This is a genomic window from Aliisedimentitalea scapharcae (assembly GCF_045277565.1).
Classification (GTDB): Bacteria; Pseudomonadota; Alphaproteobacteria; order Rhodobacterales; family Rhodobacteraceae; genus Aliisedimentitalea; species Aliisedimentitalea scapharcae.
This window is the reverse complement of sequence record NZ_CP123584.1, coordinates 2,455,568-2,473,436: the sequence shown is the minus strand read 5'-3', so window position 1 is coordinate 2,473,436 and position 17,869 is coordinate 2,455,568. Positions and strand designations below refer to the sequence as shown.

Here is a 17,869-nt window from a genome sequence, read left to right as displayed (position 1 = left end):
TCCGCTCATATGGATTTTCGTGGGTGAGGGTGACACTATACAGAAAACAGAGACCCTGTGCGGTTGGCATCTTCATCGTGGCCGTACTGGGTGCGATTTTCTTGCGTGTCGTCACCAATCTATTGCGCCGCGCCTCACCATCGCGGTGGCACTAACATTCAGGAGACACTGATCATGTTTCAAACTTTCTTATCCTTTCGTCACATTTCCCACGTGATACTTGTGGCCTGCCTTGCGGTTGCAGGTGCCGCTGGATCCCCCGCACAGGCGCAATCCCAAGGTTTGATGCTTGGTGAATGCGCACACGCTGCGCAGGGCTATTTCCGCAACTACGGGGCCCAGACTGAGATGAAGTATAACGGCCGACGTGTTGATGGCTCCTATGCGATCAACGGCAACATCTATCTTGAAACCCGGATGGAAAGCTTTGCCTGTTCTTACGCGCCCGACGGAAACCGAATGATCAGATTTTTCGTAGAAGGCCGCGTACAGAACGCCTATCTGCCAGGCCACACCAGACAAAGTAACTCCGGAGCCGACGTGATGCGCGTTAACGGCGTGTCTGCGGGCGATTTGCTGAACGTGCGCAGCGGGCCAAGCACGAATTACCGGGTTGTCGGTAGACTGGGCAACGGCGACCGGGTGCGCCGACTGAGATGCCAGATGCAAGGCAATTCTCGCTGGTGTGAGATTGAGATGATGACTGACATGCGCGAACGCGGCTGGGTTAATGCGAGATACCTAAAGTGAATCTGGTCAATTCTCTACTAAGAGTTCAATAAGACAAGGTGGGATAACGATAATGCTTAAGTCTGGTCTGATAATCGCCGGTCTGGTTTTGTTTACCGGGCAGGCTGGAGCTCAGGTAATTGTTTCGTGTGATGCGGAGCACAACGTTCCGAGCAACGTTGGAGCTGAACTCGATGCGGTACTCACAAAAATGGTGGACCCCGCATCAGGGCTTGCTTCGATCGTAGGATACGCACCGGGCGGTGTCCTGTCCGTCAGAAGTGCGGATTGGCGTTATGCCCGCTCCGCTGGGACGGCTGATCCTGACCACGTCTCACCGATGTCTTGCGACACGCCGTTCCAGATCGGCAGCAATACCAAAATGATTACCGCTACCGTGCTGATGCAGTTGAAGGAAGAGGGGGTCCTCACACTCGATGACCTGTTATCTCGACATTTACCCGGGTTCGCGGAAGCGCTCCCAAACGGTGATCTCCTTACTCTTCGGCAACTTGCAAACCATACGGCTGGCGTCTTCAGCTATACCGACAATGCACCCGACGGTACTCCTGGTATCATGGAGGGTGATCTGGCAGATCCCGATGCGCTGCGTCGCGGATATACCATGGAGGAACTCGTCGCATTCGCAGCAGAACACGGCCAACCGACGTTTTTTCCCGGTGCTGAGGGGCAATGGGCCTATAGCAACACTGGGTACATCTTGCTTGGGCTCGTTATTGAAAAGATTGAAGGACGTCCGCTAGGGCAGAGCTTTGACGCGCGCATCTTCGAACCGCTTGGGCTGAAGGACACCAGCTATGTGGACGGAGTTCCCGGCCCAGAGCTTGGACTTCCTCGCGCCTATTTCGGTGCACCCTTCGATATTGAAACGACAGATTGGAACATGTCCCAAGGTGCCGCAGCGGGTGCGGTTGTCTCGACGGCCGATGACATGCATGTATTCATTGAAGCTTTGCTCGCCGGTAATCTCTTCGCGTTAGAGACGAGCTTAGCTGAGATGCAGGAAACGGTAACGACCAGCAGCGGGACAATTCCGAACTACGGCATCGGCCTTGCGCAAAAGGCAGAGGGAGTGTGGGGTCACGGCGGACAGACCCTTGGCTTTGAAAGCGACATTGCATTCTTTGAAGAGCCCAGCCTTTCGATGGTCGGGTGGGCGTCAAGCGCAAACAATATCATGGTGATCGGGGTGAGTGCTGTATCCAAAGCTCTTATGAATACGGGCGTTCTTCCCGACCCGTCAGCCGCTCTGGAGGCGGAATTGATAGGCAAAATGACAGGCTCGGAATGGCAGCTTGTCTCTATCCAGTCAGGTGACGGAGATCCTCTCCAACCTGCCAATCCTGAAGACTACACGATTGCATTCGATGCGGCCGGCAGTTTCGCGGCCCAAGCTGACTGTAACCGCGTCTTGGGCGATTGGAGCCTGGAGAACCAAAAATTGACGATCGAGGCCGGGCCGACAACGCTTGCCGCATGTCCGCCAGAGTCGTTATCGGAGACCTTTATCCAATGGCTCTTTGCCGCAGGCGGGGCATCAATTGCTGAGGACGGGACGCTCCTCGTCTTTGCGGTACAGGACGAAAAGTTTGGCCAGTTGCTTTTTGCACTGAAGCAATAAGCTCGGCCTTGCGGATCGGCGGGGGCCGCCCCTTTGGGTCCCTTTCCGCGGCTTGTCAGACAAAATTGGCTTGGGCCGCGCCAGGCGGTTTCGTATCCTCGCCGGATGACAAAATGCAGTCCATTTCTCTATTTCAAGACAAGTCCGGAAATCATCCGCCTGGCGGTAATGGTGTATGTCCACTTTCCTCTTTCGCTTCGGAAGATCGAATATCTTTTGAACGAACGCGGTCTCGAAATCAGCCACGAAACGGAGCGGTACTGGTGGAACAGATTTGGCCCGATGTTCGCCGCTGAATTCCGACGAAGCCGGGTCAGCCGTATCCGTGCATACTCGAATTGGCAGTGGCACTGGGACGAGGTTTTGTGAAGATCAGGGGCGAGGCGACTACCGTTGGTGGGCAAAGGATAACGATGGCCAGGGGGTGGCTGAATGTACGAGTTGGATTTCAGTCGCGTTTGCAGCAAGTGGGATTTTAACCCACAAGTCGGTATAATAAATTCAATGGCTTACGTAGCAGAGAAGGTTCGACGCCAGTCCCGTTCCCTCCGCCACCCACCACTTCTTCTCTGATTGGCCTAGATGACGTTGAATGTCATAAATCATAGAAGAGTCTGGGTATTTCCTCGTTTTCAGGTTTATGGGCTTCATTCGGGTACTCCGCTGCGCACTGACTTGGGTTTGGACGGAGTGGATGTTGTCACACTCAACCAGGCGTGTGGCCAAAGCGGGACTGATCCCGCGATACACTGCCCAAAGTGTCATACCATCATTTTTAAGACTTGAGCCGCCAGGTTCACATCAACCGATTGCCCACATGGAAGAGGTGCCTGAGTGGTTATCCTCGCTGAGTCTGATCGGCTCATTTTCATGGAACGAAAGAGTTCATGGGACGTAAGAGACGTGTGCAAACCATAAGCGCACGCCATAACGTCGTCTCTTGCCCACAGCTTTGGTCCGCAATGATCAGCAGGCACGTCATGGAGGCGACCAGACCGCGACCGGCGCAGTTCCAATTCGGCCCGCTCCTATCGTTCATGTGTGAGGGGCCCACAGCCCGGCCTTAACCCCTGGTGGTCTTTGGTGGGGCGTGCGCAGAGCGGTGAGTTGGTTCGCCTGTTTTGTCAAAATGAACTCGTCAATTGATTGGTGTCAGTTCAGAACACGATCCTGGCGCGGAGCCCTGCGATTGTGATGCTGCTTTGACCTGGGCTCATAAGGGGGTTGTTGATGAATTGGATAGATGGGGTGATCTGTAATCCCGGCGAGATCGAGAACCGGTAGAACAACTCGGCGGTGGCCTGGCTACCCGCAATGCCTCGGGCTTCGGCCCAGTTCAGGCCCAGCCCAACAAGATCCGTGTTGCGTGCAAAATACCCGATACCGGCGGACACGGATTTTTCATACAGAGCGGCGGTGCCTTTGGCCTTGCCGGCACGTATGAAAGGCATCCATTGGTTGTTGATGAACCACGCGGCGGAAAATGCCGCTCCGTAATCTTCGGGGCGACTGCCATCGGCGGCGGCGTCCGCATGCCACAGGGTCAGATGAATGTTGTCGAAATAGATCCTGTCAAAGCCGCTGGTATAGCCGATTTCGAGACTCTTGAAGAGATTGCCATCACTGAACACGTCAAAATCCGGGCTGGTTGGGTCTGCATTGGCATCAGCGATGCTGCCGATGGCATAGAAGTTTGCGCCCAGCTTCACGCCTCCAGCTATCCCCAGTCCCGGATTGGGCGCGTTGATCGTCGGATTGGTGTTAAAAGCGAGGTTCTGAAATGATGTCCAGGGGCTGACCAATCCATACACGTCGACAAAATCTGTTACGTCAATCTGCCCCACCTGCACAGTCCACGACCCGTCCGCTGCGCGCTGGGTCCAGAATAGGTTGGTCAGCATTGTGCCGTTGTCGTTGAATCCCGTGCCGGTAATGGACAGTGCGCCACCATCGAGACCCAGAAATTGCGGAGCCACTGCGCCGTAGGCGTGGCGGTGTTCTAATTTGAAGGTGAGCGAGCCCAGCTCGGTCGCTTGCCAAGCGCCATAAAACCGCGCGATGCCGCTGCTGGCCTCGCCCGCGCCAAGATTTGAGTTTGAAGACTGCCCAAGGGCAAAATAGTCGATGTTGAATTTGAACCCCCGCTCGGCCAAGCCGTCTTTCCAAGCGAACCAACCCGGAGCGAGATTGCGGGGGAAATTGCTTCGCAGTTGTGGATCTGTCAATCCGTCTCCTTCGAGGTCGGAAGTGACCGAAGACGGGCCACTAAGTCCACCACTTTGAGCCATAGCGGCATCGGGACACAAGGCCAGCCATGACACCAAAAGAAACGCGACGACCAACCCGGTTGCATCGCTGTATTTCTTTCCCAGAAAGCTCATTTTTGGTCCTTTTCCGTAAAGTGAGGTGTTCAACATAGTGAGCGGTTTCCTTGTTGTTGGTGCAGAGCAGGCTTCCTCACTGATCATCTCCGCACCGTTCAACCGAAAAACACAGATCGCCACCGTCTCGTGGGATTGCCCCGGTTTTGTCGCGGATACCTGACAGCATCAGGTTGGCGATATTTGGGCCAGTGTTCGTCATGGTCACCAAAGTAACGTGGTCTTCCGACAGACCCAGATCAGGAAACTGTTCGCCGCCTGTGGTGGCAAGTTGAACATAGTCGCGCCCGTTACGCACCTCGTGGCCATAGGCCTGCACGTGGCCATTGAACACCGTGTAGGGACGTTCTGAGAGCGCGGCCTCGATGGACGCAAACGGCGTTTTGACGCGGTGTTGCCATGCGGGTTTGTGCAGGAACAGAAATGTCCAGCGCACATCGGTGTTGTGTTCAATCGCCTCTAGAAAATAGTTTCTTTGGTCATCACCAATTGTTCCAGCGGTGCGGTGCGCGAGGTTGGCATATTCGGTTTGTGCAAAGGCTTCAGGGCCGTCTGACTGATAGATCATGATGGCTTTTGCGCGTGCCTTGGCAATCTCAACGCGGTCGGCGGGTGACGTGTCTTCGGTGTCCAGAACCAGAAACAGCACATTCTTGTAGCGAAAATGATAATAAGTAGGGCCATAACGTTCTGCCCAGACTTCGCGCGACAGGTCTGTCGAAAGGTCATGATTTCCGCCCACATAAAAGATGGGCCCAGGGAAGCTGCGAACCCGATTGTCGTAGGCCTCCCATTCTGCCTCGAACTGGTCTCGCTGGATTTCACCGCCTTCAATCAAATCCCCGACGCTGATGACAAAATCGGGACGCAACAGGTTGAGCTGCGCCATGGCCGTTGCAAAAATTCCGGGTCTTTCGCCGCCGGTTAGATCGGCGTGGATCGCAAAGGTAAATTTGCCGGGATCGGCGTCAAAGTTTTGATGAGTCCATGGCTTGGGATCACTGCCGTCGGCGGCCCCAAGGGAGGGCAGCATCACGGCGAGGGTAGAAGCGAAAAGTAGGCTCTTCAACGAAACGCCCTCAATCCAAAGTGTTCTTTTTGATCACCCCATCGCGCATGATCAGCGGAATGTTGGCATCGTAGTCAACCAGGATCGACACGTCTTGAGTGGGATCACCCCGAACGATTATCAGATCCGCATACGCCCCCTGTTCAATGACGCCCAACGGGCCATCCTTGTAGGGGTTTTTGGGCCCCGATTTTGCCAACCAGCGCGCGGCATGCGACGTGTTCTGCCGCAGAATTTCCACATCATCAAACCAGCGCTGGCGAACCACCAGATCCTGTGGCACCACCGCCAGCTGGTCTACGGGCCACAAATCGGATCCCCCAAAGGCGTCGATCTTATACTCTTTGATCCAGCGCATCATCCTGTCGGCTCCTTCATGGACTTGCCGACCTTTGCGGGCATTTTCAGCGGAGAACCCGGGAATGTTGTCGGGGTCGCTGAACACCTCATAGGCGGCATAGGCCTGAAGCGACATTACAGCGCCTAGCTCCTTCATGCGCTTGATCGTGTCCTCCTCAATCAGGAAGCCGTGTTCGATGCAGCGCCCGCCAGCATCCAGAAACCGGTTGATCGACTTGTCATTGTACGCATGGGCACAGACATAGGTCAGGTAATCATCGGCTGTTTCAACGGCTGCGCGCAGTTCGCCCTCGGTCATCGAGGTGCTTTCGAGCGGGTCGAAATCCGACGCCACACCACCCCCCGGCATTACCTTGATATGAGTGGCCCCGCCCCGCAGGTTGGTCAGCACAGCGGCCCGCACCGCGTCGTCACCGACAATGCCCCAACCGTCGCCGCGTTTGGCGAACACATCCGTGCCCGGTGCCTCGTTCAATGTGCCCAGATCGGCGTGGCCAGAAATGCCGCTGATCTGTGTGCCCGAGGAATAGAGCCGCGGCGCATCCACCCAACCGCGCGCGATCACACGGGCCAGGCCGAGGCTGTTGCCTCCCACATCGCGCAGCGTGGTATACCCCATTCGCTGATACAGTTGCAGCGTCTCCAGCGCCATCGCCCCGGCAGCGGCATGATCCACGTCGGGACGGGACGGATTGACCCCGTATTTGAACATCACGTGGGTATGCATATCGATCAAGCCGGGCATCAATGTGCTGCCTTGCCCGTCGATCACCCTAGCATCTTCGGCGGGGATCGGATCGGCGGCAACCTTGGTGATCAGGCGGCCTTCCACTAAAACCTGGGCATTCTCAAGCCGCGTTTCGCTGGTTCCGTCCCAGACATGGACATTGGTGAACAGGGTGCGTTTGACGTCCTCGGCCAGGGCCGAAGTTGCCAGAAAAACAGAAGCAATGGTGCTGACGAACGCTTTCATGAGAATGGTCCCGGATCAAAAATAGGCGCAGAGCGGCCGAGGTAAATGAACCGCCCCGCGCGTGAAGCCCGGCGGGTTATCCCGCCGGTCCACAGTCGAGCGTTAGAGGTTCCCGAAATAGGCGTCGCGTTCCGGGCCTGCCGGAATGAACTGTGGCGCATTCTCATCTGGCAGCCAGTTTTTATAGACCTGTCCATCTTTCATGACAAAATCTACATTTCCGCGCTTCAGGGCATGGATATCCTCAAGAGGATTGCCGTCGATCAAGATGATGTCGGCATAGCCACCTTCGGCAATCGTTCCCAATGTGCCTTCCTTGTAGGGGTTCATGCCTCCCGACCAGGTCAGAACTTCGCCTGCGTTGCCGGTTGCCGTTTTGAGCGACAGGTAAGGGTTCTTGGCAATTTCATCGTTGAACCAGATGATGTTGTCGGCCTGGCGCCCAACATCAGGGCCGAACATGTCGCCTCCAGTCACCATGATCAGGTCATGCTTGACCGCCCATTCCATCATCTGACGGGCACCGGAATTTACCTGGGATGCCTTGGCCTTTTGGTCCGCACTAAAGAAGGTGATTTCCTCGGGATTGCCAAACGCCTGGAGCGACATCACCGCCTGAACCGAAAGGGCAACGCCCTCATCCTTCATCCGGATAATCGTTTCTTCGGAAACAAGAAAATTGTGTTCGATGGTTCGAACACCGGCATCGATGGCCCGGTTGACGGACCGGTCGTGATAGGCATGCACCGTAACATAGCTTCCATAGTCTTTGGCAACTTCGACAATGGCCTCCATCTCTTCGACGGACATCTGCGTCATGTGAAGCGGATCAAATTCACTGGCGACGCCGCCACCGGCCATCACCTTGATCTGCGTGGCACCGCCACGGAAATTATGCCGGGCAGAGCGCCGGGCCTCGGTCACCCCATCGACGATATAACCCCAGCCGTGCCGTTCGAGATCGTCCATATCGCCCGGTCGGTCATTAAAAAACCCGATGTCGCCGTGCCCGCCGGTCTGGCTTAAGACACCGCCGCTGGGGAAAAGACGCGGCCCGGGAATAACGCCTTTGTTCACACCTTTGGCGACCCCCAGTATGTTGCACCCCGTGTCTCGCGCTGTGGTGAACCCCTGATCCAGATATTCGAGCAAGACATGGGCCGTGTAGGCACCCGCAAGCATCTGATCATAGTCGGTCCGAGCCCAGGGAATGCCATCGCGCAGACACAGATGCGAATGCATATCGATCAACCCGGGCATTAGGGTGCGGCCCTCACCATCGACGGTAAACGCGTCTGGCGCCTCGATCGGATCGGCGGACACAGTCTTGATCAGGTTACCTTCGACCAGAACCGAACCGTTCTCCATCAGCTCGCCGTCGACGCCATTAAAAATGTTGACGTTGGTGAACAGCACTTGCCTGGGGGCATCTTCGGCCTGCGCCGCTATGGCGGTGAATGACAGCGCCACTGCGCAGGTGAAATTGGCGAATCTGCGAATCATGTTAACCTCCAAGTTGATCTTAATGCAGGAAGTTTACCCCAGCTCTGAACCACATGTTGGCCACTTTCGAATGCAATAAAAAGAATATTTGGCAAAACTGGCCTACACCTTGGGTCTGAATCTGCAATACTGTGGAGAGTCGAAACAACCAAGGTCTGGTCATGCCCCTTTCAACCGACGGATTTATCCGCCTAGCGCTGGTTATGCCCTTTGTTCAACATGCCGAAAACCAGCACGTGGATGTTCGCCCGGCGTTCGAAAGTTTGGGGCTCAGCAAGGACATGCTGCGCGACCCCAAAATGGCGGTCCATGCAGAAGTCGTTTATGGTTTGGTCAATGACCTGGCGGTTCTGGTGGGCGATCCCTATTTCGGCTGCCACGTTGCAGAACAGTTTGATTTTGCCAATTGGCCGCCCATTGCCGAGGCCGGTCGCAATTCACGGACCGTGGGCGAATTCCTGTGCAGCCTAATGATGCAAGTCCCGCGAGAGTCCAGTTCGGTCAGGCATGCGCTGACCATCGAAGCGGACTGTGCGACTTATTCGGTGACTCGGCTGGTCAAAACCCAAAACCAACCCCTTCAGATCGAAGGGTTTGGCGCAGCATTGTATCTGCGGCTCATCCAAGGCGCGACGAGTGACGCATGGGATCCGGCGAAAGTGCGGGTCTACACTCCGTTTCCACAGGCTGTGCCGCGCGGGCACATGGGCATCAGGTTGATAAAGACCGACGGTACCGGATTGGAAATCAAGTTTCCTCCAGCTTGGTTGCATGCCGCTCTCGGGCTCAAAACGGCAATTGGCTATGAAAATGGGTCGACCAAAGACCCGGATTTGTCCATCGTCGCGGCCCTGCGCAGCGCAGCCCGTCCGTTACTGATGAACAGGGAACTCAGCGCAGAAGACGTCGCCCAAAAGCTGGGGCTGGACAAAAAACGGATGGAGGCGGCCCTGCGCATGCAAAACACCACCGCCGCACGAGAGTTAAAGAAGTTGCGGATTGAATTGGCAAAGGCCGCATTGAGCGACAATCAACAGACGATAGGTATGATCGGGCGATCCTTGGGATACGCCGACCAATCCCATTTTACGCGCTTCTTCAAGTCGCAGGCTGGCGTATCTCCAAGCGATTTTAGAAGGAAAGTTAAGGCTAAAGTCCAATAATTTATGAGCTGAATCCCGCCGGAGATTTTCCACCTGGTGGCGAGACCCGGACGCCTGGAGAACGTACCTCACCCAGAGGCCATTAGTGGTCTATCCTGACGAAAAGCATGGGCAGCTTGCATCGGTGATCCAGTTGACTAGTTTTGGGTGCCCGCCCAAGGCACAGGACACGATCCAGAGCGAAATCTGTACAGAAAGCTACTGGATTAGGTCTTGGCACCTATATGGCCATCAATCTGGCCGATCTATTCAGACTGTTGGGGACATGCGGATAGATCCATCTCGCCACTCCAGATCTCAAAGAACGCAAGCCGCAGGGGCGTTGGCATGGGGGAATAGCTCTGTGCCAGCATATCCCGGATCGGGTCTTCTGCTCGGGTCGGGTCGATTGTGATGACAACAATGTCTGGCGGCCGACAGGCGATATCGGTTTGGAATGCTTTGAGCATGGTCTGCGCGCGGGGTCCGGCGAAGAGAGGGTAATTGTAACTGTGGCGATACGGGGTTGGGCGACCTGACCAAAAATACACACCCGGTTCTGCACCCCAATGCAGAACCCGCGTTTCCGGTGTCGTGTTTTGCGCCAACCAATGCCCGACCTCGCGGCTTTCAACAGCTGCTCCGCCGTGGTCCTGGGCGTCATATTTCACCAGCGCCAGCCGTTCGGGCGAGGTGAAATATCCAAAACTGATCCAAATGGGTGCCAGGGCAATCAGAACCGATTTGACCAGCGAGGCACCGGGCAGGTGCCGGGTCAGGAAAACACCTGTGCTGATGGCCAGAAGTGGCAATAAAAGCTGATAGTAATGGGGGAAAAGTTTGCCCGGTGCCGCCACCATGATGGCGCTCCCGACGTACAGCAAGAGAAGCAGGCTTCGATTTGGTCCCTTTTCCGTCGTCCAATGCAAAAAGAACAATGTTAAGAAAAGGGCAACATAATAGGGGTGTTCAACGCCGGCAAACACAACCCTGGCAAGGTTGCCAAAAATGGAACCGGAATAGGATTGGTTAAAGCTGAAGGCAGCGTAGAAAAAGGAATCAAAGGTTCCAGCCGCAGAAAAAGCCACAAAAATGACAGCCCACCCGATTAATCCGGGGATCGCCAGAACAGCGACGGATTTCAGGGCAGCCGTTGCCTTGGTGCCCGATTTTTCCGGCCCGGATGTCATCCCTGTCCAGAACAGCCACACCGCGGCCAGAACCGCCGGAAAGACGGCAATCTGTTTGAACACGGATGCCAGAAAAAACATGAGCCCGGCCGCCAGAACATTGTGCGGTCGATTTGGATTTTTTGCTGTCGGCAGCAAAAGCACAAGCGCCCAGACGAGGCATGCATTCATGAAGACTTCGACATTGGGTTGGTTGGCCTGCAACAATACGTCGTTGCCGCACACAGACCAGACCGCCATGGCAGCCAAACCGGCCCGTGGCCCCGCCAGCCGGTCGGCAGCCAATTTCACTCCAACAAGCGTGCACCCAAACGCGATGAGCCCCAACGCCCATATGGCAAGCGGTCCTTGGCCCAGCAGGCCGATTGCCCCGGCATAAACCACGTAGATCGCCGGGGGTTTGTGGTCCCAAGCTTGGGCATAAAGGTCAAGACCTTCAAGCCAGCTCCGCGCGACCATGGCATAGACCATCAGGTCGCGTTCGAATGGCTCGTCGAGCACCGACAGGCGCAAAGCGGCGCTCAGAGCGATCAGCCCGATGGCCCAGCCCAGCTGTGTCCCTGGTGATACCGTGGAAGCGGACGAAATCGACGAAGGGGGCACAGAGCCGAGCGGCACGCCCAGCGTTGCCAACGCCAGAACAATCGCCAAAGCCAACAACATTGTAATGATCAAAGGGGCGTTGAGAACGATGGCGCTGCCCGCCACAAGCGCGACAATCCAAAATGGTTTGCTGCGCCAATCGCAACCGGCCCATATGGCAAATACAAGCGGCATGGGCAGCGCCAGTAGGGATCTGAGCAACGCGGCAGATTCGCCGTGATTGGCCAGCGGTGCCAATGGTGTATGCCATATCCCGATGCCGGCAATGGCGATCAACGCGCCCAGCGCTGCAAAACCGTACACAACCGGCAGCCACCGCAGGATGACATCAGGTTCGCGCATGGGCAACGTCCAGGATTTTTGCCGCCATCCTGCGACCTTCTCGGATGGCGTAATTGGTGCCGCGGTCTTCGGGATAGATCTGCGCCATGGAACAGATGTGCAACCCCCGACGAGGCCCGTCTGTGTCCGGGATGAGACGCGAATAATGTTTGCCGACAACCGGCTGTGACCAGCGGGCCCGCCAGACGTGAAAATCGCGGACCCATTCGCGGTCGAATTCGGGGAACATGCGTTGCAGGTGGGGAATTGAAAACTCCATCACCTCATTGTCTTCCATCATATACAGCGCATCTGTGTGCGGCAGGTATTTCGACAGATAGACAATATGTTCACCGCCATAGGAATCGGCGCTTTCAAAATTCGTGTGTTCAATGACACCAACATAGGGAAACGACATGTCGTTCACGTTCAGCCAATAGGTTGATGAAAGCGATCGGTCGAGCCGAAGAACAAGGCAAATATTTGCGAGGTAGTCTATGCCGCGCAACTGCTGTTGGTATTCAGGCGTGGCCCAGTCCTGCACCATATCGGCGATGAGCGGCAACGCCGTGGTGACAACAACATTGTCGCTTTCCATATCTCCCCAGGGACCAGAGCACCTCCAACGGTCATGTTCCATGTGCTCGATCCGCTCTACTGGCGATCCGGTGCGCACCGTGCCGCCCGCCTGAACGATGCCCTGTGCGGTTGCTTCGGCCAGGCGTGAAAAACTTCCCTTCAAATAGGCGAGCCGCTCTTCGCCCCCTTTGCCCCGGCTTCCGCCGCGCAGTTTTAGTTTGTTCCAGAACCACACGGCAGACACGGTTTCGGCATAGGGTCCGAATTTTCCGGCCAACAGGGGCTTCCAGACGACATCAAAGACGGTATCCCCGCCCAGTCTGCGCAGCCAGTCTGCGGCTGTTTCATCTTCCAATGCCCTCCAATCCTCTACCCGGCGCGCCCTGAGCGTCAAAAGACCCAACCGAATGCGGTCCAGAAAGGGCAGGGCGGTGAACCTTAGCAAATCCATGGGGTTGGACAGTTTGAAGATCTTATTCGCGTAAAAAACCCCGGTATTGGTTGGATTGGTCATGACCTGATCGCTCAGTCCCAATTCGTCGATCAGCGTCATCACTTCGAGATCGTTGGTGAACCAATGATGATAAAACCGATCCAGGCGCTCACCTTTGGTGTCAAAGGCACCCGCGAGCCCGCCAACCGTCTGGTCCGCTTCCAAAACGACAACGTCATGTCCCTGGCGGGCCAGGTCATAGGCGCAGGACAATCCGGCAAATCCGCCGCCGACAATTGTTGTGCTGGGTCGGGGCGTGCCCCCATTTGGGTGTCTCATCGAGATCTGACCTTTTCGGAGGAAGCGGGCCCGGTATTGGCGCGTGTGAGAACCCAGTATCCAAAGCTGAGCCCCCCCCACAACGTAGCGGGAACATAAAGCGCGAGATGTGCGAGAACGGCAAAAGCGGCGGCTGCGATTTCCGGGTTGTCCAGCGACCTGGCGGCCTCCATCACAAAATAGTGGAACGTCCCGATATACCCCGGTGTTGATGGCAACAAGGTCGACAATGTTCCAACCGGCATCGCAAACCATGCCGCCGCCGGTGTCGTGATGTCAGGCAGCGCGCGTGCAACCGCATAAAAGACACAAGCCTCAAAGCTCCAGGCTAAAAAGGACCAGGCCAACAAGACAACCATGCGCGACCGCTGGGCCAGCGTTTTAAGTGTTTCGAACAGGTGATTGACCTGCGCATCCAGCTTGGCCGCCAATGCCGGAGCACGCCCGGATAATCTGGAGACGAGCCAGCGGACCACAGGATGCAGAATACCCGGAAAAACAAGAACCAGAGCCACGGCAACCGTGACCAGGACAAAAAAGGACGCGCTCCACCCAAAAAGAGCATCGAGTTTGCCGCCGTCAAAGCTGAAGACTGTCAATGTCAACGCGAGCGCCAAGAGCAGCGACAAAAGATCCATCAACCGTTCCGCCAAAAGCGTCGCAAGAACCCGGGCCGTCGGCACACCAAGCCACCCGGAAAAGGCGACGGCGCGCAATGCGTCACCGGCACGAAATGGCAGCACATTGTTGGCGGCAATCGAGGCCATGAACGGCACCGAACAGCGCCCCCAGCCGAGTTCCGGATTATAAGAGGCCAGCATCAGACGCCAACGCCAGATCCGGCAGGCATAGCCCAAGATGAAAAAAGCCAAACTGATCAGGATCCAACCGACATCGGCAGCGCGCACCGCAACGAGCAGATCTGACAGGGGGATCGTCTTCAGGATCAGCCAGAAGAACAGGCCAGACACAGCGACCCCGACGGCCGCGCGCATGAACTTTCGCCCACTCACGCCCGAACAACGCTTGGTTTGGTCATCTCGTCTTCGGTTTCAAAGCCGATGCGTTCACGTACGATATACAAAGGCCGCCCCTTGGTTTCCTCGTAGATCCGGCCGATGTATTCGCCGATGATCCCAAGTGAAATCAGCTGGACCCCGCCAAAGAACAACACCGCAATCATCAATGCGGTCCAGCCTTCCACCCAAATGTTGGTCGATATCCGCAACACCAGCGCATAGATGATCCCGATCAAGGCCAGGCTGGCCGAAAAAATGCCCAGATTTGTGGCGATTTGCAGCGGTTTTGACGAAAAGGATAAAATGCCGTCCGCCGCAAAGCGCAGCATTTTTCGCAAAGGGTATTTCGACGTGCCCGCTGCCCTTTTTTTTCGGTCATAAGGCAGGGCGAGCTGACGATATCCGGCCCAGGCCACCAGCCCTCGGACAAAGCGATGCCGTTCCGGCATGTTGCACAGCACATCGACGACCTTACGATCCATCAGCCGGAAATCCCCGGTATCCAGTGGAATGGGCGTTTCGGACAATCGGTTCAGAATCCGGTAGAACCACCGCGCCGTTGAAATCTTGAACGCGCTTTCGCCTTCGCGCGTGGACCGAACACCATAGACGACGTCATACCCGGCTTCCCAATTTGTGATCATCTCCAAAAGCACTTCGGGGGGATCCTGAAGATCAGCGTCGATCAAGGCGACCGCATCCCCCGACGCGGCGTCGATTCCGGCTGTGACCGCTATCTGATGCCCAAAGTTTCGCGCGAACGTTAAAATCCGGATAAAGGGATGGCGCATGGCTGCATGTTTGAGGCAATCGAGTGTGCGATCCTGGCTTCCATCATCGACAAAGATGATCTCTACCGTTTTATTCGGCAAAGCCTGGGAAAACGCCACGAGTTGAACAATTGTCTGCTCAATGACCTCTTCTTCATTATAGCACGGCACAACAACCGAGATATGAGGCCGGGTGGAAAAAGGGTCGGGTTCTTCAGACATCAGTTTTTTACCGGTGGCGAGAATTCCATAATAACAACGCTTTTAGACAAATCGGGCAAGAAAAACCTCGGTTTGGGGCGGGTATTGTGCGCGGATGCTGCCAAAACACCCAAAAGTCAGGTTTTTTCTCCAATGTCGGCAACAATGGGTCGGTTTCGGCCTTGTCGGACGAATGGCCCTGGCGGCTTGGCTGCGGGACGCCAGCCTGAGCAAGCGGGCTCCTACATTTTAAAGCTCACAGATTGGTCGTCCTGCGATGACAGCGTAAGATGGCGCGGAGCGCGGTTGATCTGGTTCGATCTGGATATGGCCTGGGTGCCGCCGCGCAGCAAACGCGGTCGACAACAACGTTTCGGCGACGCAGCCATTTATGCCTGTCACCATTTATGCCTGTCACCATTTATGTCTGTCACATTGGGAAGGTGCTGTTCGGGATCCTGCAAACGCAAGGTCTCTTTATTGTTTGCCTGAACGCATGCGGAAAAGGCGCAAAGCTGTCAGAACAGATGCCCAAAAGGGGCATACTTGGCAGTGCCGGAAGGCCCAAAAGAGGTCACAATATGACACCCTTGGCCGAAAGAACAACAATGGCGAAAAGCACACTATGCCCCAAAAATCAATAATTGTCTTACGGTATCAGGGGGATAATGGCGGAGAGACAGGGATTCGAACCCTGGGTGGGCTTGCACCCACAACGGTTTTCGAGACCGCCCCGTTCGACCACTCCGGCACCTCTCCGCGGGGGTCTGTGAGGCAGGCGTTTAATGGGGAAACCTGCGGGGTGCAAGGCGGAATTCATACTATTTTCAAGAAACATGTTTTTTATTGCCCGATCCCGAATTTCGCCTAGGCTTATTGCTATGACTTATTCTGTACTGCGCCTTTTTCGCCCGGCTTTTGTGCCGTTCCTGATCGTAACTTTGTTGCTTGCATCCCTGGGCTCTCCCGGTCCGGCGCGGGCTGCTGACAAGCAGAAGGTAGAGGCGTTTTTGGTCACGACCGGGTTTGACACGGCGTTGGAGTCGATCAAATTCAGCGCGGCAAGCGCGCCGGATATGTTGGGATTGGACCCGGGTCAGTTCGGAACCGATTGGGCGCGTTTGGCCAAGCAGGTGTTCGATGTCGATGACATGCACCAGATGGCGGTGGAATTTTTGATTGCGACCCTCGATGATGACATGCTGGGTCATGCCGTTGACTTTTATGAAACGGATCTGGGGCAACGGTTGGTTGCCGTGGAAAATGCGGCCCATCTGGATGATGCCGATGACGTCAGACAGACGGAAGGTACCCGGATTGTACAAGAGTTGCAGTCCCAAGAGGACGCGACGCGGTTTCAACTGTTCCATCGATTGGTTCGTGCGACTGACGCTTCGGGCATCGGGGCGCGGGCCCTTCAGGAAATCCAGATCAGGTTCCTTTTGACTGCCAGCGCGGCGGGCGTGATTGAATTGCGCATTGATGAACAGGGGTTGCGGGCCTTGATGAAAGAAAGTGAAACTGATCTGAAGGCCGCGCTGACCGAAAGCGGGTTGGCCGCATCCGCATATACCTATCGCGATTTTGACAACAGGGATCTGGAAACCTATGTCAAAGCGTTGGAGCAACCATTGATGCAAAAGGTCTATGAATTGCTGAATGCCGTTCAATACGAAGTCACGGCCAATCGCTTTGAGGTTCTGGCTGTTCGCATGGCGAAGTTGCACCCTGGGCAGGACATCTGATGGGCAAAGTGTTTCGATGGGTACGAACCACATTTATGATCGTCTGTTTTCTGGGCACATCCCTTCAGGTGAGCGCGCAGCAGGACAACGGGTCATTGTCAGACGGCCTGCGCCTGGCAGAATTGGCTGAGATGCTCCGGACCGAGGGCATCGCCTATGGCGCGGCTATTGATCAGGACATGATGGGCGGGCAGGGCGGACGCACCTGGCAATCACAGGTCGCGGCCATTTACGATGTCGATCGGATTGTGAGCACCGTTGCCGATGCGTTGGAGGCCGGGCTATCGAGATCGGAACGGCAGGATATTCTGGCGTTCTTTGGCACACCGCTGGGACAACGGATCCTGACACTGGAATATGATGCGCGCGAGATCATGGCCCAAACCGAACTGGCCGATCAACTGATCCTGGATTTGTCGGATCGGGCCCATGATAAGGATGCGCGCTACGTGGTGATCCGTGAATTTGTCACCGTCAACGATCTGGTCGCCTTGAATGTGTCCGGGGCATTGAATGCCAATTATCATTTTCTGGTCAGTTTTGCCCGTCAGGGCGGTAACGGCGTGCCCGAAGATGATATTCTGGCCGATGTCTGGGCCGAGGCAGACGAGATAGAGCACAGTATCTCTGATTGGATCTATGCCTATCTGTTGCTGGCCTATGATCCGCTGCGCGACACGGAAATGGAACAATATCTGGCGTTTTCCCAAACCGCTTCGGGCCAGGCGTTGAACAGGGTTTTGTTCGCGGGATTTGAAACGCTGTACAATGCAATCAACCGGGATCTGGGCGCGGCCGCCGCACGGGCGATGGAGACACAGGATCTGTAAGGCACCCGTTGCCCTGTGGGGCATTCATAAACCCACTTGA

General features: G+C 55.8%; 13 protein-coding genes, 1 tRNA gene and 2 pseudogenes. 7 read left to right on the top strand and 9 right to left on the bottom strand.

The window, feature by feature from the left end:
• Positions 1 to 174 precede the first annotated feature (174 nt).
• The 3 genes and pseudogenes from QEZ52_RS11715 to QEZ52_RS11705 all read left to right on the top strand — a co-directional run.
• Entirely contained in the window at positions 175 to 750 is a 576-nt protein-coding gene (locus tag QEZ52_RS11715; protein WP_406644533.1) for an SH3 domain-containing protein, read from the top strand.
• A gap of 52 nt (positions 751 to 802) precedes the next feature.
• Positions 803 to 2,371: a serine hydrolase gene (locus QEZ52_RS11710; protein ID WP_406644532.1), complete on the top strand. Its 1,569-nt coding sequence runs from the start codon at positions 803 to 805 to the stop codon at positions 2,369 to 2,371.
• Positions 2,372 to 2,476: 105 nt separating this feature from the next.
• Positions 2,477 to 2,792 (top strand): annotated as a pseudogene (locus tag QEZ52_RS11705) (IS6 family transposase); the annotation flags it as partial.
• Between the two features lie 736 nt (positions 2,793 to 3,528).
• Here QEZ52_RS11705 and QEZ52_RS11700 read toward each other — a convergent pair.
• The 4 genes from QEZ52_RS11700 to QEZ52_RS11685 all read right to left on the bottom strand — a co-directional run bounded on the left by QEZ52_RS11700 (position 3,529) and on the right by QEZ52_RS11685 (position 8,657).
• On the bottom strand, positions 3,529 to 4,752 hold the full coding sequence (locus QEZ52_RS11700) for a carbohydrate porin (RefSeq protein WP_406644531.1): 1,224 nt from the start codon (positions 4,750 to 4,752) through the stop codon (positions 3,529 to 3,531).
• 76 nt (positions 4,753 to 4,828) lie between these two features.
• Positions 4,829 to 5,821 (bottom strand): metallophosphoesterase family protein, encoded by a 993-nt coding sequence (locus QEZ52_RS11695; RefSeq protein ID WP_406644530.1) that lies wholly within the window; start codon positions 5,819 to 5,821, stop codon positions 4,829 to 4,831.
• A 10-nt stretch (positions 5,822 to 5,831) separates the two neighbouring features.
• The gene (locus QEZ52_RS11690; protein ID WP_406644529.1) at positions 5,832 to 7,154 is read right to left on the bottom strand and encodes an amidohydrolase family protein; all 1,323 of its coding nucleotides are present in this window, start codon (positions 7,152 to 7,154) and stop codon (positions 5,832 to 5,834) included.
• A 102-nt stretch (positions 7,155 to 7,256) separates the two neighbouring features.
• Complete coding sequence (locus QEZ52_RS11685; RefSeq protein WP_406644528.1) at positions 7,257 to 8,657, bottom strand: amidohydrolase family protein; 1,401 nt, start codon at positions 8,655 to 8,657, stop codon at positions 7,257 to 7,259.
• A 161-nt stretch (positions 8,658 to 8,818) separates the two neighbouring features.
• Here QEZ52_RS11685 and QEZ52_RS11680 point away from each other — a divergent pair, with 161 nt between their 5' ends.
• On the top strand, positions 8,819 to 9,820 hold the full coding sequence (locus QEZ52_RS11680; protein ID WP_406644527.1) for a helix-turn-helix domain-containing protein: 1,002 nt from the start codon (positions 8,819 to 8,821) through the stop codon (positions 9,818 to 9,820).
• A 245-nt stretch (positions 9,821 to 10,065) separates the two neighbouring features.
• Here QEZ52_RS11680 and QEZ52_RS11675 read toward each other — a convergent pair whose 3' ends face one another.
• From QEZ52_RS11675 to QEZ52_RS11660, 4 genes are read right to left on the bottom strand one after another with little or no spacing between them, the layout of a single operon-like run.
• Positions 10,066 to 11,934, bottom strand: coding sequence for an ArnT family glycosyltransferase (locus tag QEZ52_RS11675; protein WP_406644526.1), 1,869 nt, complete (start codon positions 11,932 to 11,934; stop codon positions 10,066 to 10,068).
• Complete coding sequence (locus tag QEZ52_RS11670) at positions 11,921 to 13,264, bottom strand: NAD(P)/FAD-dependent oxidoreductase (RefSeq protein WP_406644525.1); 1,344 nt, start codon at positions 13,262 to 13,264, stop codon at positions 11,921 to 11,923. The genes QEZ52_RS11675 and QEZ52_RS11670 overlap by 14 nt, the downstream gene beginning before the upstream one ends.
• Entirely contained in the window at positions 13,261 to 14,259 is a 999-nt protein-coding gene (locus QEZ52_RS11665) for a lysylphosphatidylglycerol synthase transmembrane domain-containing protein (protein ID WP_406644524.1), read from the bottom strand. Before QEZ52_RS11665 ends, QEZ52_RS11670 begins: the two co-directional genes overlap by 4 nt.
• 14 nt (positions 14,260 to 14,273) lie before the next feature.
• Entirely contained in the window at positions 14,274 to 15,275 is a 1,002-nt protein-coding gene (locus tag QEZ52_RS11660; RefSeq protein ID WP_406644523.1) for a glycosyltransferase family 2 protein, read from the bottom strand.
• A gap of 273 nt (positions 15,276 to 15,548) precedes the next feature.
• Between QEZ52_RS11660 and QEZ52_RS11655 the strand changes: the two are divergent.
• Positions 15,549 to 15,653 (top strand): annotated as a pseudogene (locus tag QEZ52_RS11655) (IS5/IS1182 family transposase); the annotation flags it as partial.
• A 270-nt stretch (positions 15,654 to 15,923) separates the two neighbouring features.
• Here QEZ52_RS11655 and QEZ52_RS11650 read toward each other — a convergent pair.
• A tRNA-Ser gene (locus QEZ52_RS11650) sits at positions 15,924 to 16,013 on the bottom strand.
• Positions 16,014 to 16,135: 122 nt separating this feature from the next.
• Between QEZ52_RS11650 and QEZ52_RS11645 the strand changes: the two genes are divergently transcribed.
• On the top strand, positions 16,136 to 16,999 hold the full coding sequence (locus QEZ52_RS11645; RefSeq protein WP_406644522.1) for a DUF2059 domain-containing protein: 864 nt from the start codon (positions 16,136 to 16,138) through the stop codon (positions 16,997 to 16,999).
• Positions 16,999 to 17,829 (top strand): DUF2059 domain-containing protein, encoded by an 831-nt coding sequence (locus QEZ52_RS11640; protein WP_406644521.1) that lies wholly within the window; start codon positions 16,999 to 17,001, stop codon positions 17,827 to 17,829. The genes QEZ52_RS11645 and QEZ52_RS11640 overlap by 1 nt, the downstream gene beginning before the upstream one ends.
• The last annotated feature ends 40 nt before the right edge of the window (positions 17,830 to 17,869 follow it).

Excerpts from the sequence above, each read along its gene's own strand:
- QEZ52_RS11645 (WP_406644522.1), top strand. The coding sequence starts at position 16,136 with ATGACTTATTCTGTACTGCGCCTTTTTCGCCCGGCTTTTGTGCCGTTC.
- QEZ52_RS11670 (WP_406644525.1), bottom strand. The coding sequence starts at position 13,264 with ATGAGACACCCAAATGGGGGCACGCCCCGACCCAGCACAACAATTGTC.
- QEZ52_RS11680 (WP_406644527.1), top strand. The coding sequence starts at position 8,819 with ATGCCCCTTTCAACCGACGGATTTATCCGCCTAGCGCTGGTTATGCCC.
- QEZ52_RS11710 (WP_406644532.1), top strand. The coding sequence starts at position 803 with ATGCTTAAGTCTGGTCTGATAATCGCCGGTCTGGTTTTGTTTACCGGG.
- QEZ52_RS11685 (WP_406644528.1), bottom strand. The coding sequence starts at position 8,657 with ATGATTCGCAGATTCGCCAATTTCACCTGCGCAGTGGCGCTGTCATTC.
- QEZ52_RS11665 (WP_406644524.1), bottom strand. The coding sequence starts at position 14,259 with ATGCGCGCGGCCGTCGGGGTCGCTGTGTCTGGCCTGTTCTTCTGGCTG.
- QEZ52_RS11675 (WP_406644526.1), bottom strand. The coding sequence starts at position 11,934 with ATGCGCGAACCTGATGTCATCCTGCGGTGGCTGCCGGTTGTGTACGGT.
- QEZ52_RS11690 (WP_406644529.1), bottom strand. The coding sequence starts at position 7,154 with ATGAAAGCGTTCGTCAGCACCATTGCTTCTGTTTTTCTGGCAACTTCG.
- QEZ52_RS11640 (WP_406644521.1), top strand. The coding sequence starts at position 16,999 with ATGGGCAAAGTGTTTCGATGGGTACGAACCACATTTATGATCGTCTGT.
- QEZ52_RS11660 (WP_406644523.1), bottom strand. The coding sequence starts at position 15,275 with ATGTCTGAAGAACCCGACCCTTTTTCCACCCGGCCTCATATCTCGGTT.
- QEZ52_RS11700 (WP_406644531.1), bottom strand. The coding sequence starts at position 4,752 with ATGAGCTTTCTGGGAAAGAAATACAGCGATGCAACCGGGTTGGTCGTC.
- QEZ52_RS11715 (WP_406644533.1), top strand. The coding sequence starts at position 175 with ATGTTTCAAACTTTCTTATCCTTTCGTCACATTTCCCACGTGATACTT.